This window comes from Bosea sp. AS-1 (assembly GCF_002220095.1).
Lineage (GTDB): Bacteria > Pseudomonadota > Alphaproteobacteria > Rhizobiales > Beijerinckiaceae > Allobosea.
This window is the reverse complement of record NZ_CP022372.1, coordinates 2,148,965-2,163,970: the sequence shown is the minus strand read 5'-3', so window position 1 is coordinate 2,163,970 and position 15,006 is coordinate 2,148,965. Positions and strand designations below refer to the sequence as shown.

At 66.1% G+C, this 15,006-nt stretch carries 15 protein-coding genes; 10 read left to right on the top strand and 5 right to left on the bottom strand.

The window, feature by feature from the left end; all coding sequences use genetic code 11:
* Positions 1-43: 43 nt before the first annotated feature.
* The 3 genes from CE453_RS11990 to CE453_RS11980 form a co-directional block, all read right to left on the bottom strand.
* Positions 44-850 (bottom strand): FAD binding domain-containing protein, encoded by an 807-nt coding sequence (locus CE453_RS11990; protein WP_089174793.1) that lies wholly within the window; start codon positions 848-850, stop codon positions 44-46.
* Positions 851-867: 17 nt separating this feature from the next.
* Positions 868-3,231: a xanthine dehydrogenase family protein molybdopterin-binding subunit gene (locus CE453_RS11985; protein WP_089174792.1), complete on the bottom strand. Its 2,364-nt coding sequence runs from the start codon at positions 3,229-3,231 to the stop codon at positions 868-870.
* 92 nt (positions 3,232-3,323) lie between these two features.
* Positions 3,324-3,824, bottom strand: coding sequence for a (2Fe-2S)-binding protein (locus CE453_RS11980; protein ID WP_089174791.1), 501 nt, complete (start codon positions 3,822-3,824; stop codon positions 3,324-3,326).
* 337 nt (positions 3,825-4,161) lie between these two features.
* Between CE453_RS11980 and CE453_RS11975 the strand changes: the two genes are divergently transcribed.
* Positions 4,162-5,496: a methyl-accepting chemotaxis protein gene (locus tag CE453_RS11975; RefSeq protein ID WP_089174790.1), complete on the top strand. Its 1,335-nt coding sequence runs from the start codon at positions 4,162-4,164 to the stop codon at positions 5,494-5,496.
* 17 nt (positions 5,497-5,513) lie between these two features.
* Here CE453_RS11975 and CE453_RS11970 read toward each other — a convergent pair whose 3' ends face one another.
* Positions 5,514-5,966 carry a CoxG family protein gene (locus CE453_RS11970; RefSeq protein WP_089174789.1) on the bottom strand — a complete coding sequence of 151 codons (453 nt, stop codon included), beginning with the start codon at positions 5,964-5,966 and terminating at the stop codon, positions 5,514-5,516.
* Positions 5,967-6,102: 136 nt separating this feature from the next.
* Between CE453_RS11970 and CE453_RS11965 the strand changes: the two genes are divergently transcribed.
* From CE453_RS11965 to CE453_RS11955, 3 genes are read left to right on the top strand one after another with little or no spacing between them, the layout of a single operon-like run.
* Positions 6,103-7,362 (top strand): aconitase X, encoded by a 1,260-nt coding sequence (locus CE453_RS11965; protein WP_089174788.1) that lies wholly within the window; start codon positions 6,103-6,105, stop codon positions 7,360-7,362.
* Positions 7,353-7,814, top strand: a complete 462-nt coding sequence (locus tag CE453_RS11960; protein WP_089174787.1) for an aconitase X swivel domain-containing protein — start codon at positions 7,353-7,355, stop codon at positions 7,812-7,814. The genes CE453_RS11965 and CE453_RS11960 overlap by 10 nt, the downstream gene beginning before the upstream one ends.
* Before the next feature lie 13 nt (positions 7,815-7,827).
* Positions 7,828-8,226, top strand: coding sequence for a carboxymuconolactone decarboxylase family protein (locus CE453_RS11955; protein WP_089174786.1), 399 nt, complete (start codon positions 7,828-7,830; stop codon positions 8,224-8,226).
* Between the two features lie 9 nt (positions 8,227-8,235).
* Here CE453_RS11955 and CE453_RS11950 read toward each other — a convergent pair whose 3' ends face one another.
* Positions 8,236-8,754 carry a flavin reductase family protein gene (locus CE453_RS11950; RefSeq protein WP_157733006.1) on the bottom strand — a complete coding sequence of 173 codons (519 nt, stop codon included), beginning with the start codon at positions 8,752-8,754 and terminating at the stop codon, positions 8,236-8,238.
* Between the two features lie 572 nt (positions 8,755-9,326).
* Here CE453_RS11950 and CE453_RS11945 point away from each other — a divergent pair.
* The 6 genes from CE453_RS11945 (at position 9,327) to CE453_RS11920 (ending at position 14,986) form a co-directional block, all read left to right on the top strand.
* Positions 9,327-10,250 (top strand): ABC transporter permease subunit, encoded by a 924-nt coding sequence (locus CE453_RS11945; protein WP_089174784.1) that lies wholly within the window; start codon positions 9,327-9,329, stop codon positions 10,248-10,250.
* Positions 10,251-10,253: 3 nt separating this feature from the next.
* Complete coding sequence (gene livM / locus CE453_RS11940) at positions 10,254-11,654, top strand: high-affinity branched-chain amino acid ABC transporter permease LivM (RefSeq protein ID WP_089174783.1); 1,401 nt, start codon at positions 10,254-10,256, stop codon at positions 11,652-11,654.
* Positions 11,654-12,508 carry an ABC transporter ATP-binding protein gene (locus tag CE453_RS11935; RefSeq protein WP_089174782.1) on the top strand — a complete coding sequence of 285 codons (855 nt, stop codon included), beginning with the start codon at positions 11,654-11,656 and terminating at the stop codon, positions 12,506-12,508. The genes livM and CE453_RS11935 overlap by 1 nt, the downstream gene beginning before the upstream one ends.
* A gap of 2 nt (positions 12,509-12,510) precedes the next feature.
* On the top strand, positions 12,511-13,236 hold the full coding sequence (locus CE453_RS11930) for an ABC transporter ATP-binding protein (RefSeq protein ID WP_089174781.1): 726 nt from the start codon (positions 12,511-12,513) through the stop codon (positions 13,234-13,236).
* A gap of 127 nt (positions 13,237-13,363) precedes the next feature.
* Entirely contained in the window at positions 13,364-13,738 is a 375-nt protein-coding gene (locus CE453_RS11925; protein WP_089174780.1) for a DUF6867 family protein, read from the top strand.
* Positions 13,739-13,870: 132 nt separating this feature from the next.
* Positions 13,871-14,986, top strand: coding sequence for a branched-chain amino acid ABC transporter substrate-binding protein (locus CE453_RS11920; protein ID WP_089174779.1), 1,116 nt, complete (start codon positions 13,871-13,873; stop codon positions 14,984-14,986).
* Positions 14,987-15,006 lie beyond the last annotated feature (20 nt).

Sequence of the window (15,006 nt, the reverse complement as noted above, 5' to 3'; positions counted from 1 at the left end):
CATCGGCGGCACCGATCCGGGATGATGGCATATGCCGGCTGGCTCAGGCCTTCCCCGTCGCCTGGGCCACGGCCTGCTTCGCCATGACGCCGATCAGATGGGCGCGGTATTCCGGATCGGCATGGATGTCACCGTTGATACCGTCGGCCGTGTGCTTCACTCCGTCGAGCGATTTCGGCGCGAAGCGCGCCTTCAGCGCGGCCTCGGCCTCCGGCCAGCGGAAGACACCGCCCTCACCCGCCCCCGTCACCGCGACGCGGGTCTCGCTGCCGCGCTTGGCGACGAAAACGCCGACCATGGCATAGCGCGAAGCCGGATTGCGGAACTTGGCGTAGCCCGCCTTGGAGGCGACGGGGAACGAGACCTTGGTGATGATCTCACCGTCTTCCAGCGCTGTCTCGTAGAGGCCGGTGAAGAACTCCTCCGCCGTCAGCTTGCGCTTGTTGGTGACGACGGTGGCGCCCAGCGCCAGCAGCGCAGCGGGATAGTCGGCCGCCGGGTCGTTATTGGCGACCGAACCGCCGATCGTGCCGCGATGGCGTACATGCGGATCACCGATATGACCGGCGAGATAGGCCAGAGCCGGAATCGCGTTCTGCACCTCGGGCGAGGCCGCGACCTCGGCATGGGTCGTCATCGCACCGATGACGATGTTGCGGCCCTTGACCGCGATGCCCTTGAGATCGGCGCAGGCCCCCAGATCGACCAGCGCCGAGGGCGAGGCCAGCCGCTGCTTCATCGTCGGCAGCAGGGTGTGGCCGCCCGCGATCAGCTTGGCGTCCTCCTTCTTGGCGAGCAGCGTCGCCGCCTGCCGGGCGCTGGTGGGCTTGTGATAGGTGAAAGCGTACATCGTCCTGTCCTTTCAGCTCACTCGGCCGCCTGGCGGCTGATCGACTTCTGCGCCGCGCGCCACACCGCCTGCGGCGTGGCCGGCATCGCGATGTCCTCATGGCCGAGCGCATCGGTGATGGCGTTGATGACGGCGGGCGGCGAGGCAATGGCGCCGGCCTCCCCGCACCCCTTGATGCCGAGCGGGTTCGACGGGCAGGGCGTCACGGTCATGCCCACCTCGAAGGACGGCAGATCGTCAGCGCGCGGCATGCAGTAATCCATGAAGCTCGCCGTCACGAGCTGGCCGTCGGCATTGTAGCGCGCGCCTTCCAAGAGCGCCTGGCCGACGCCCTGGGCGATGCCGCCATGGACCTGCCCCTCGACGATCATCGGATTGATGACGTTGCCGAAATCGTCAACCGCCGCCCAGCGCTCGATCGTCGTCACGCCCGTCGCAGGATCGATCTCGACCTCGCAGATATGGACGCCGGCCGGGAAGGTGAAGTTGGTCGGGTCGTAGAACGCCCCCTCCTTCAGCCCCGGCTCCAGCTCCTGCCCGTTGAACTTGTGCGCGACATAGGCCTGCAGGGCGCAGGAGCCGAAATCGAGCTTGCGGTCGGTGCCCTTCACCGCGAAATGCCCATCCGCGAAGTCGATATCGGCCTCGTCGGCCTCCAGCACATGGGCGGCGACCTTCTTGCCCTTGGCGATCACCTTGTCGAGCGCCTTGAAGATCGCCGACATGCCGACCGCGCCGGACCGCGAGCCATAGGTGCCCATGCCCATCTGCACCTTGTCGGTGTCGCCATGGACGATCGAGACATTGTCGATCGGAATGCCGAGCCGATCGCTGACGAGCTGAGCGAAGGTCGTCTCATGGCCCTGGCCGTGGCTGTGCGAGCCCGTGAGCACCTCGACGGTGCCGATCGGATTGACCCGGACCTCAGCCGATTCCCACAGGCCGACGCCGGCGCCGAGCGAGCCCACCGCCGCCGAAGGCGCGATGCCGCAGGCCTCGATATAGGAGGAGAAGCCGATGCCGCGCAGCTTGCTGACCCGCGCCGAGTCGCGCTTGCGCTTGCCCAGCCCCTTGTAGTCGATCATCTCCAGCGCCTTCTTCATCGAGGCGCCGTAATTGCCGGTGTCGTACATCATGATGACCGGCGTCTGATGCGGGAACTTCTTGATGTAGTTCAGCATCCGGAACTTGGCCGGGTCCTTGCCGAGCTGGCGGGCCGTGACCTCGATCAACCGCTCGACCACGAAGGTGGCCTCGGGCCGCCCGGCGCCGCGATAGGCATCGACGGGGGCGGTGTTGGTATAGACCGCATCGACCTCGCAGTAGATCGCCGGGATGTCGTACTGGCCCGACAGCAGCGGCGCATAGAGATAGGTCGGCACCGAGGACGAGAAGGTCGAGAGATAGGCGCCGAGATTGGCGGTGGTGTGCACCCGCATGCCGAGGATCTTGCCTTCGGCATCGGTCGCCAGTTCCGCATGGGTGACATGGTCGCGGCCATGCGCGTCGGAAAGGAAGGCCTCCGTCCGGTCCGCCGTCCATTTCACCGGCCGCCCGACCTTCTTCGCCGCCCAGACGCAGACCGTCTCCTCGGCATAGATGAAGATCTTGGAGCCGAAGCCGCCGCCGACATCCGGCGCGATGACCCGAAGCTTGTTCTCCGGTGCGATGCCGATGAAGGCCGAAAGCACGAGCCGCGCCACATGCGGGTTCTGGCTCGTCGTGTAGAGCGTGAAGATGCCGTCGCCGGCCTCGTAGTCGCCGACGGCCGCGCGCGGTTCCATCGCGTTTGGAACGAGGCGGTTGTTGACGAGGTCCAGCTTGGTGACGTGCTTGGCGGCCTTGAAGGCCTTCTCGGTCGCGTCCTTGTCGCCGAGATGCCAGTTGAACACCGTGTTGTCCGGCGCCTCGTCATGGACCACGGTCTTGGCGCCGGCCGCCTTGGCCGTGTCTGCCACGACGGGCAGGACCTCGTAGTCGACGGCGATCGCCTCGGCAGCGTCCTTCGCCTGCGCCAGCGTCTCGGCCACGACCACGGCGACATGGTCGCCGACATAGCGCACCTTGCCCTGAGCCAGTGCCGGATGCGGGCCGGCGCGCATCGGCGAGCCGTCCTTGTTGTGGATCATCCAGCCGCAGATCAGCCCTCCGATCTTGTCGGCGGCAAGGTCGGCCCCGGTGAAGATGCCGATGACGCCCGGCATGCCGGCAGCAGCCTTGGTGTCGATCGACTTGATCTTGGCATGCGCATGCGGCGAGCGCAGGAAATAGGCATGAGCCTGGCCCGGCCGGTTGACGTCGTCGGTATAGCGGCCCTGGCCGGTGATGAAGCGGTGGTCTTCCTTGCGGCGGACTGCGGCGCCGATTCCGGTAGCGGACATGGTGTTCCCTCCTCGCACGGCGCCTCTACCGGACGCCTCACTGCCTGGAACGCATCACGGATGGTGAACCTGCGCCCTCGGGCGCGGGTGCCTTACTCGGCAGCCTGGCGGGCCGGCGCGCCGGCCTTGCCCATCGCCTCGGCTCCGGCAGCGATCGCCTTGACGATGTTGTGATAGCCGGTGCAGCGGCAGATATTGCCGTCGAGGTCCTCGCGGATCGTCTTCTCGTCGAGGACATTGCCGCGGCGGTTCACCATGTCGACGGCGGACATGATCATGCCTGGCGTGCAGAAGCCGCATTGCAGGCCGTGATGCTCGCGGAAGGCCTCCTGCATCGGATGCAGCGCATCGCCGGCAGCCAGCCCCTCGATCGTGGTCACGCTGGAACCATCAACGGCGACGGCGAGCGTGGTGCACGACTTCACGGCCTTGCCGTCGAGATGCACGACGCAAGCGCCGCACTGGCTGGTGTCGCAGCCGACATGAGTGCCGGTGAGCCGGAGATTTTCGCGCAGGAATTGCACCAGAAGGGTGCGCGGGTCGACATTGGCGGTGACGGGGTTGCCGTTCACCGTCAGCGAAACAGTGGTCATGAGCACATCTCCTGTGACCCGTCTCTGAAGCACCGTCCGTGACCGATCACGGGCAACGGCGCCGATCCCCCTCGCGACGCTCGCCCCCACGGGCAGCTTTTCCTTGGAATGGATCAAAACGGAATGTGGACCCGCGTTTTTGCCGGGTCAAGCGGAACACCCTCAGTCGAAAGGCGATCTTTCGGGACGTTTTTGGCTCGTTCCGCAAGATTGGCCGCTCCGGCGGGGCGAACCGCCGCGGCATGCGTCATTGGCAAAATTTTAATGCGCGGCGCGCATGATCGCCACGTCGTGGCCTGGGCGACCGGCCCCCTGAGCGAGTATCGCCGTGCCATTGATGATGGAGCAGATTCAGCGACGGCTGAGCGTGATCGGCTTCAGCGAGCCGCAGCGCCTGCGCCTGCAGCGCTACCGGCCGATCGTCGACCGCGTGATCGACCACCTCGTCGCCAACGATTTCGAGCGGGCCTTTGCGATCCACGCCCCGCTGCGCGACAGCGTCGCGCCCTATTCCGAGGCAATCCATGCCGCTGCGGCGAACCATTTTCGCCTGCTTTTCACTGGAGCATTCGACGAGGCCTATATCGCCTCGATGGAGCAGCTCTGCCTGCTCGAGCGCCAGACCGAGGTGCGCGCCCGCTCCCGCGCCTCGATCGCCTTCTCGCTGATCCGTGAAATCTGCCTGGAAAGCCGCCGCAAGGCGCTGTTGGCACCGAAGAAATTCGCCGAGGACCTCTTCATCATCGAGCGGGTGCTGACCTATGACGTCAATACCGCGATGACGCTGAGCCAGGACGCCGAGACGAACGATGCACACCGGCGCGGCCTCGCGCTCGACGAAGCCGCAGCGACTCTCAAGACCCGCATCGGCAGCCTCGACGACACTATCAGCACCGCCGTCGAGCAATTCGTCTCGACCGCCGCCGAGACCGGGCGGGCCACGGCCTTCATCAAGGACACTGTCGGCAAGGTAGCCAGGGCTTCCGTCGTCGTCCGCGAGAAATCGACCCAGACCGCCGCAGCGACCGAGGAGATGTCGGCCAATCTCGCCGATATCGGCCAGCGGGCGATGCAGAGCCTGACGGTCACCCAGCAGGCCGTGCTCGACACCGCCCAGATGAACGATGCGATCCTGCGGCTGCGCGAGGCCACCGGCAGCATCGGCAAGGTCGTCGGCATGATCGCCGACATCGCCGCACAGACCAATCTCCTGGCGCTCAACGCCACCATCGAGGCCGCCCGCGCCGGCGAGGCCGGCCGCGGCTTCTCCGTCGTCGCCTCAGAGGTCAAGTCACTCGCAACCCAGACCGCCAGCGCGACGCAGGACATCGCTGGCCAGATCGCGGAGCTGGCGGCGAGCGCCGAAGCCTGCACCACGCACGCAACGGCCATCGCCGCCACCGTCGACGCCATCCGCCTCGATTCCGAGGCGATCTCCGAAGCCGTTTCCATGCAGAGCACAGTCACCGCCAGCATCGCCCATGATGCCGCGATGGTCGCCCAGAGCTCGGACGAGGCGATCGACAGCGCCAACGCCGTCAACGACAGCCTCGACATGACGCACCGGACCCTGGAACGCGCCAACGCCGCAGCAGCCGACATCGCGCTGCAGGTCGGTGCAGCCGAAGCGGCCGTCACCAAGGCGCTGGCGGCGCTGCGCAAGGCCTCCTGAGACGGCCTGGCGCTGTCTCAGCCCTCGCTCACCGCCTTGGCAAAATTGGCGAAGAACTCATCGGCCAGCTTCTTCGACACCGAGTCGATCAGCCGCGAGCCGAGCTGCATCAGCTTGCCGCCGACCTGTGCCTCGACCTCGTAGCGCAGCAGGGTCTGGCCGCCCTCGGCGTCGCTGAGATGAACTCGTGCCCCGCCCTTGGCGAAGCCGGCAATGCCGCCCTCGCCTTCGCCGGCGATGCGATAGCCGTTCGGCGGATCGAGTTCGCTCAGCTCGACCTTGCCCTTGAACGTCGCCTTCACCGGACCGAGCTTGACCTTCACCACGGCCGAGAAATGCGTGTCGTCATCCTTGTTGAGCTGCTCGCAGCCGGGGATGCAGGCCTTCAGCACCTCGGCATCGTTGAGCTTCGCCCAGACGACATCCTTGCTCGCCGGCAGGGTGGCCTCGCCGTTCATCGTCATCGCCATGGCGCGTCTCCGTGCTGTCTCGACCGGGCGCGGCGGTTGCAGCGGCCCCGTATCGCGAGGTATCCAGTTCCCTATCCATGGTCGAAAATCCCTTGCCTGCACAAGGGGCACGAGGGGCGATCGTTGGTCAGGTTCGATGGTCGCACTCACAACCGATGAACGCGCCGTCGCGGCGGGGCAGCAAGGCGAAGGCGCCGCGATGGCGCTGCGCATCGTCGCCGAGACCGCGCGGCTGATGGGCGCGCCACGGCTCATCCCGATCGCGTCCGCCCATATCGACGGCGCGCTCTACCACGGCGATTCCGGCACGCTCTTCGCCGAAAGGCTGGTCGCGGGCGGCGGGAGGGTGGCGGTGCGCGCGAGCCTCAATGTCGGCGCGCTGACACCGGCTGGCTGCGCCGCCGTCCGCCTGCCGCCGCATGAGCGCGAGATGGCGCGGCGGATGATGCGCGCCTATGAGGCGATGGGCTGCGAACCGAGCTGGACCTGCGCGCCCTATCAGGCCGGACACCGCCCCGTGACCGGCAGCGATGTCGCCTGGGGCGAATCCAATGCCGTCGTCTTCTGCAATTCGGTGCTCGGGGCACGGACCAACCGCTATGGCGATTTCCTCGACATCGCCTGCGCCATCAGCGCCCGCGCGCCGGATTACGGCCTCCACCGGAGCGAGAACCGGCGCGCCTCTCTCCTGATCGATGTGACGGCGCTGTCGCAGGAACTGCGCCGCTCCGACGTCTTCTATCCCGTCCTCGGCACGATCCTCGGCCGCCGCGCCGGAAGCGCCGTTGCGGTCATCCAGGGCCTGCAGGGCTGTACGACCGAGGATCGCCTCAAGGCGCTCGGCGCGGCCGCGGCTTCAGCCGGCGGCGTCGGACTCTTCCATGTCGCAGGGGTGACGCCGGAAGCGCCGGACCTCGCGACGGCGCTGGGGAACGAGCCGCCGCGCGAACGCATCGTGCTAACGCCGCAGGATGTGGCCGACGCGCTCGCCGGCCTCTCGACCGCAGGTGAGAGCGACCGCATCGATGCAGTTGCCATCGGCTCGCCGCATCTCTCGCTGCCCGAGGTCGATGCGCTCGAGCGACTGATCGCCGGTCGCAAGCTGGCAGTCCCGCTCTATGCCAATACCGGTCGCCATGTGCTTGCGCCGCTCGATCGGGCGGGCCGCCGCAAAGCGCTGGAAACCGCTGGCGTCGTCTTTGTCGTCGATACCTGCGTCGTCGTAGCGCCGATCCTGCCCGCTATCGAAGGCGCGGTGCTGATGACCAACTCCGGCAAGTTCGCCCATTACGCCCCGGGCAACACCGGCTATGCCGTGACTTACGGCTCGCTGGCCGAATGCGTGGAGAGCGCGGCCGCCGGCCGGCTCGTCAGGGAGCCGCGGCAATGGAGCTGACCGCCGAACCGCTCATGCCCGGTGCGCCAGCCCATGGCCGCTGCCTCGTCCTCTCCGCTCCGATCAGCTTCTGGGGCGGCGTCGATCCGCGTAGCGGCGCGATCATCGACGCCCGCCACCCGGAGCGGGGCCAGGACATTGCAGGCACTGTGCTGGCGCTGCCGGGCACCATCGGCTCCTCCTCCGCTTCGGCCGTGCTGCTCGAACTCGTCCATGCCGGCAAGGCGCCCGCCGCCCTGCTGATGGATGCGCCCGACGCCATCCTGCTGCTCGGCCTGATTGTCGCGCGAGAGATGGGCTGGCCGACACCGCCGGCCTTCCGCCTGCCTGCTGGCGAGCAGAAGCGCCTCTCCGGCCACCGCATCACCGTGTCGGAAAGCGGCCGGATCACACTCGCAGGCAGCAACGCGCTCGATTGGAAACAGGGCCCGAAAATGCCGGACGCCCGGTAACAGGAGAACCAGCATGGATAAGGACGGCCGCTACGACGACGGCTTGAAGACGCGCCGCGCCGTGCTCGGCGATACCTATGTCGACAAGGCGCTCACCGGCGTCACCGACTTCAACCGCGATTTCCAGGCCTTCATCACCCGGACCGCCTGGAACGACATCTGGAACCGGCCGGGTCTCGACCGTCGCACGCGCTCGGTCGTCGTGCTCTCGGTCTCGGCGGCGCTCGGTGCCTGGGGAGAATTCCGCATCCATACCCGCGGCGCGCTCAACAACGGCCTGAGTCGCGAGGAAATCGGCGAGATCCTGTTGCAGGTCGCGGGCTATGCCGGCATTCCCGCGGCCAACCATGCCTATAAGGAGGCCGCGGCGGTCTTCGCCGAGATCGACGCCGAAACCGCCAGCGCGCGCTGAGCCAAAGCTTCAGACCGCTTCGAAATGCCGGTTGCGATAGATCAGGCTGCCGCCCTGCCCGGCGGCGCCGAGGCCAGCCACCTCACCGATCAGGACCCGGTGGCTGGCGATGTCGTGGGCGGCGACGAGGCGGCAATCGAAAGCGGCCAGCGCGTCGAGCAGCACCGGCGCACCGGTGACGAGCTCACCCCAGCGCCCCGCGTCGAATCGGTCCTCGCCTTGCAGTTTCCGACGGTTGGCGAAGATCTCGGCCGTCTCGACCAGATGCGCCGGCAGGGTGTTGATGCAGAAGATTCCGCTCGCCTCGATCGCGGCCAGCGTCCGGCTGGAGCGCTCGATGCAGACCAGCACGGTCGGCGGCGTGTCCGAGACGGAAGCCACCGCCGTCGCCGTCATGCCGAGGCGCCCCGTCGCGCCCCGGGTCGTGACCACATGGACGGCGCTGGCGACTTTCGCCATCGCATCGCGATAGGCCTGCCCCGGGGGTGGCTCCGCCACCGGCGGGAAAGGTTGAACGATTCGTGTCATCGGCTCTGTGGCTCGCGCCGCAGTTGAAAACGCAGCTTCCGCCCATGTAGCGGCTCGCAGCCGCGATTGCCAGACGACGGCGGAACGGCCCCTGCGCCTCGTCCCTGCGGGTGCCCGCCCGGTCGCATCGCACGCGCCGCAATCGGCCGGATCGAGTGCACGCCGATGCGGAACGTCAGACTTTCTCCGCATCATACCTTCGACGAAACAAACCCGTTTCCGATCACGCTTGCGACAGCGGGATTCGTTTCCGCGGCAAGGTGCATGGACGATCCCTGTCGAGCCCTCCCGAAGCAGCCCCGGCCGGCGAAATCCGCAGATCTTCACCCGATCCGAGCCAGAATAGCCCCGCTCACGGCACAATCATCATGCGCGAAATGAGCGCGGTTTCGCACAGAATTCTGCACATTCGAGAAGCAATTCGCGCGAGATTGCTTTTGACAGAAATTTGGGCCGGGGTGATTGTCGGTGCCGCAAGCCATTGGTAGCTCTGCATGGCAATCGCATCCCGCATGCGCCAGCGACATGCTGACGACAAGAACGGGAGCTGGTTCGAGGGGTCGGCGTCTTCAATGGAAGTATTTCTGCAGCAGCTCATCAATGGGCTGACACTGGGATCGATCTACGGTCTCATTGCCATCGGTTACACGATGGTCTTCGGCATCATCGGCATGGTGAACTTCGCCCATGGCGACATCTTCATGCTTTCCGCCTTCATCGCGCTGATCTTCTTCATGCTGATCACAGCCATCCTCGGCACCAGTGCCGGCATGGTGATGCTGGCCCTGATCATCGTGCTGGCGCTGGCGATGTTCTTCACCTCGCTGTGGAACTGGACGATCGAGCGTGTCGCCTACCGGCCGCTGCGCGGCTCCTTCCGACTCGCGCCGCTGATCTCGGCGATCGGCATGTCGATCTTCCTCTCGAACTTCGTTCAGGTGGCCCAGGGCCCGCGCAACAAGTCGATCCCGCCGATCCTCAACAAGTCGATCACGCTGATCGAGAGCTCGGTCTACTCCGTCCAGATCTCCTACAAGCAGATCGTCATCATCGTGACGACCGCGGTGCTGCTGCTGGCCTTCTGGTACATCGTCCAGAAGACGCCGCTCGGCCGCGCCCAGCGCGCCTGTGAGCAGGACCGCAAGATGGCCGCCCTGCTCGGCATCGACGTCGACCGCACCATCTCGATCACCTTCGTGATGGGTGCGGCACTCGCTGCTGTGGCCGGCGTGATGTTCCTCGTGCTCTACGGCGTGGTGAACTTCGCTGACGGCTTCACGCCGGGCGTCAAGGCCTTCACCGCGGCCGTTCTCGGCGGCATCGGCTCCCTGCCCGGCGCGGTCATTGGCGGCCTGCTGATCGGGCTGATCGAGGTAATGTGGTCGGCCTATTTCACCATCGACTACAAGGACGTGGCGGCCTTCGCGATCCTGGCCATCGTCCTGGTCTTCATGCCCTCCGGCATCCTCGGCCGGCCGGAAGTCGAGAAGGTCTGACGCATGGCGACGATCCAGACCACGACCAGCCCGGCGGCAGCCGGAGCCGCCCAGGGCCGCGACGTCAAGGCCGCCCTCAAGGAGGCCGGCTTCGCCGCCCTCGTCACCCTTGGCCTGTGCATCCCGATCATCGCCTGGGGCACGCGCCAGAACCTCGACAACGTCCTCGTCCTCGATCCGCGCTGGGGTGCCGTGGCCTGGGCGGTCGGCATCGTCTTCGTCGGCCGCTTCCTGGTGGCGCTGCGCCAGCAGGGCCGCACGCCCGGCAAGGCTGCGGTGCGCATCCTGCCGCATGGCACGATCGCCTTCTTCCAGCGCCATTCGCGCCTGTTCTCGCTCTTCGGTCTCGGCTTCCTCGTCGCCTTCCCAGCGATCGCCATCGGCCTTACCGGCTGGGGCGGCTCGCTGAAATGGATCGACAATTTCGGCGTCCAGATCCTGATCTACGTCATGCTCGGCTGGGGGCTGAACATCGTCGTCGGCCTCGCCGGCCTGCTCGACCTCGGCTATGTCGCCTTCTACGCGGTCGGCGCCTATTCCTACGCGCTGCTCGCCAAGAATTTCGGCCTCTCGTTCTGGATCCTGCTGCCGCTCGCCGGCATTCTCGCCGCCTTCTGGGGCATGCTGCTCGGCTTCCCCGTGCTGCGCCTGCGCGGCGACTACCTCGCCATCGTGACGCTGGCCTTCGGCGAGATCATCCGCATGATCCTCGTGAACTGGACCGATTTCTCGAATGGCTATGCGGGCATCTCGGGCATCCCCCGGCCCAGCTTCTTCGGCATACCCTTCACGGCAGCGGATGACGGCTTTGCCGCCGTCTTCGGGCTCGAATTCTCACCGCTATACCGAACGATCTTCCTCTATTACCTCATTCTCTGCCTAGCCCTGCTGACGGCCTTCGTGACGCTGCGCTTGCGACGCCTGCCGGTCGGGCGCGCCTGGGAGGCCCTGCGCGAGGATGAGATCGCCTGCCGCTCGCTCGGCATCAACACCACCAACACCAAGCTCACCGCCTTCTCGATCGGCGCCATGTTCGGCGGCTTCGCCGGCTCCTTCTTCGCGGCGCGCCAGGGCTTCATCTCGCCGGAATCCTTCACCTTCATGGAATCCGCGGTGATCCTCGCGATCGTCGTGCTCGGCGGCATGGGCTCGCTTTGGGGTGTCGCCATCGCGGCGATCGCGATGATCGGCGGCACCGAGCTGCTGCGCGAGCTGGAATGGATGAAGGCGCTGTTCGGCCCCGATTTCGACCCGACGAAATACCGCATGCTGATCTTCGGCTTCGCCATGGTCGTCATCATGATCTGGAAGCCGCGCGGCCTGATCTCGACCCGCGAGCCCACCGCCTTCCTCAAGGAGAAGAAACAGATCTCCGCCGATCTGGTGCAGGAGGGACACGGCTGATGACCGCTCCTGCCACCCACGGTCGGCCTTTGCTCGAGGTCGAGCAGGTCACCATGCGCTTCGGCGGCCTCACCGCCGTCAACGCCCTCTCCTTCGAGGCGCGCAAGGGGGAGATTACCGCGCTGATCGGCCCCAACGGCGCCGGCAAGACCACGGTGTTCAACTGCATCACCGGCTTCTACAAGCCGACGCAGGGCATGGTCACCCTGACACAGGACGACGGCACCAGCTATCTGCTTGAGCGGATGCCGGACTTCCGCATCGCCTGGAAGGCCAAGGTCGCCCGCACTTTCCAGAACATCCGCCTCTTTGGCGGCATGACGGTTCTGGAGAACCTGCTCGTCGCCCAGCACAACCCCCTGATGCTGGCGTCCGGCTTCTCGATCCTCGGCATTCTCGGCGTCGGCGGCTACAAGGCCAGCGAGAAAGCGGCGATCGAGAAAGCCAAGTTCTGGCTCGACAAGATCAACCTCACCCAACGCGCCGACGACCCCGCCGCCGACCTGCCCTATGGCGACCAGCGCCGGCTCGAGATCGCGCGCGCCATGTGCACCGATCCGGTGCTGCTCTGCCTCGACGAGCCGGCCGCGGGCCTGAACCCGCGCGAGAGCCTCGATCTCAACACGCTGCTGCTCTCGATCCGCAAGGATCTCGGCACGGCGCTGCTGCTGATCGAGCACGACATGTCGGTGGTGATGGAGATTTCGGACCACGTCGTGGTGCTCGACTACGGCACCAAGATCGCTGACGGCACGCCGGCCGAAGTGCAGGCCGACCCGAAGGTCATCGCTGCCTATCTCGGTGTCGACGACGAAGAGGTCGAAGAAGTCGGAGCGGAGGTCGGCATCTCGTGACCATGACCCAGCCTCTCCTCACCGCCCGCGGCGTGAAGACCTATTACGGCAAGATCATCGCGTTGAAGGGCATCGACATCGACGTCAACGCCGGCGAGATCGTCACGATGATCGGCGCCAACGGTGCCGGCAAGTCGACGCTGATGATGACGATCTTCGGCAATCCGCAGGCCCGCGAAGGCACGATCACCTATGAGGGCCGCGACATCACCCGGATGCCGAGCCACGAGATCGCCCGGATGGGGATCGCGCAGTCTCCGGAAGGCCGCCGCATCTTCCCGCGCATGACCGTGTTCGAGAACCTGCAGATGGGCGCCGCCGTCCGCAATTTCGAGCATTTCGAGGAGGACCTCGAAAAGATCTGCGTGCTCTTCCCGCGTGTGAAGGAGCGCCTGCAACAGCGCGGCGGCACCCTCTCGGGCGGCGAACAGCAGATGGTCGCGATCGCCCGTGCCCTGATGGCGCGCCCGAAGCTGCTCCTGCTGGACGAGCCCTCGCTCGGCCTTGCGCCCTTGATCGTGAAGCAGATCTTCGAGGCGATCCGCGAGCTCAACCGGACGCAAGGGCTGACCGTCTTCCTCGTCGAGCAGAACGCCTTCCATGCCCTCAAGCTCGCCCATCGCGGCTACGTCATGGTCAACGGCGTCATCACGATGAGCGGAACGGGCAAGGACCTGCTCGCCAACCCGCAGGTCCGCGCCGCCTATCTCGAAGGCGGCCGGCACTGAGACCGGGCGGCGGAGACGGATCGTCCCCGCTGCAACTTTTTGATGAGAGACGGCCCCGGGCCGGCCATGCCATCGCTTAGGGGCGATGTCGGCGGACCTGGGAGCCCGGTGAAGCCTGGAGCAGCAGATGCAAGGCATCCTCTACGAAGAATCGACGATCTGGCTGTTCCTGCTGGTGACGGTGGTGATGGGCGGCTGGCTCGCCTGGATGGCCGGCCGCGCGATCGCTCTGACCTGGCGGCCGAACTGGCAGCTTGTCATCTACATGCTGATCCTGGGCCTCTTCGTGCGCTTCATCCATTTCGCGCTGTTCGAGGCGACGCTGCTGACGGTTCACTACTATCTGGTCGACGTGGCCGTGCTGCTTGCCTTCGGCTTCGCCGGCTGGCGCTACACCCGCGCCAAGCAGATGACGCGGCAATATCACTGGCTGTTCGAGCGCGCCGGCCCCTTCGGCTGGAAGCCGCGCCCCGGCGCCGTGATCAAGCCGGAATTGACCTGAAAGATTGACGAGCTTGTCGCGTGACAGACCTCCTGAAACACGCAAGACTGCGGTTTGGGGCGGCCAAACGTGCCGAGACGGGCAAATGGAGAAAAGCCCGTTGAACAGATCCTTAGAGGGGAGTCGCAACTCATGAAGAAGCTGCTGTTGGGCGGCATCGCGCTCGGCGCGGTCCTCGCCTTCTCGGGCGTGGCCAATGCCCAGATCAAGCTCGGCGTCGGCGGCCCGATCACCGGTCCGAACGCCGCTTTCGGTGCCCAGCTCAAGAACGGCGCCGAGCAAGCGGCGGAGGACATCAACGCCGCCGGCGGCGTCCTCGGCCAGAAGATCCAGGTCAGCGTCGGCGACGACGTCTCGGATCCGAAGCAGGGCGTCTCGGTCGCCAACAAGTTCGTCGGCGACGGCGTGAAATGGGTGGTCGGCCACTTCAACTCCGGCGTCACCATGCCGGCGTCAGAAGTCTATGCCGAGAACGGCATCCTGATGATCTCGCCTTCGGCCACCAACCCGAAGATCACCGAGCGCGGCCTGTGGAACACCTTCCGCACCTGCGGCCGTGACGATCAGCAGGGCGGCGTCGCTTCGGCCTATCTGCTGAAGAACTTCAAGGACAAGAAGATCGCCATCGTCCACGACAAGACGACCTACGGCCAGGGCCTCGCCGACGAGACCAAGAAGGGGCTCAATGCCGGCGGCGTCAAGGAAGTGCTCTATGAAGGCGTGAACGCGGGTGAGAAGGACTTCTCGGCCCTCGTCTCGAAGATCAAGGCCTCCGGCGCCGAATACCTCTACTGGGGCGGCCTGCACACCGAAGGCGGCTTGATCGTGCGCCAGATGCGCGACCAGGGCCTGAAGACTGTGCTGGTCTCCGGCGACGGCATCACCACCGACGAGTTCGCCACCATCGGCGGCCCCGGCGTCGAAGGCACGCTGATGACCTTCCCGCCGGACCCGCAGAAGCGCCCGGAGGCGGCTGCCGTCCTCAAGAAGTTCGAGGCCCGCAACTTCAAGCCGGAAGCCTATACGCTCTACAGCTACGCCGCGGTCCAGATCATGGCCGAGGGTGCCAAGCGCGCGAACTCGACCGATCCGAAGAAGATCGCGGACGCGCTGCACAAGGGTGAGCCGGTCAAGACCGTGATCGGCGACATCGGCTTCGACAAGAAGGGCGACATCACCCGTCCGGACTATGTCGTCTACACCTGGAAGAAGCAGCCCGACGGCAAGATCACTTACGTCGAGAACTGATCGCAGCGGCAAGATCGCCG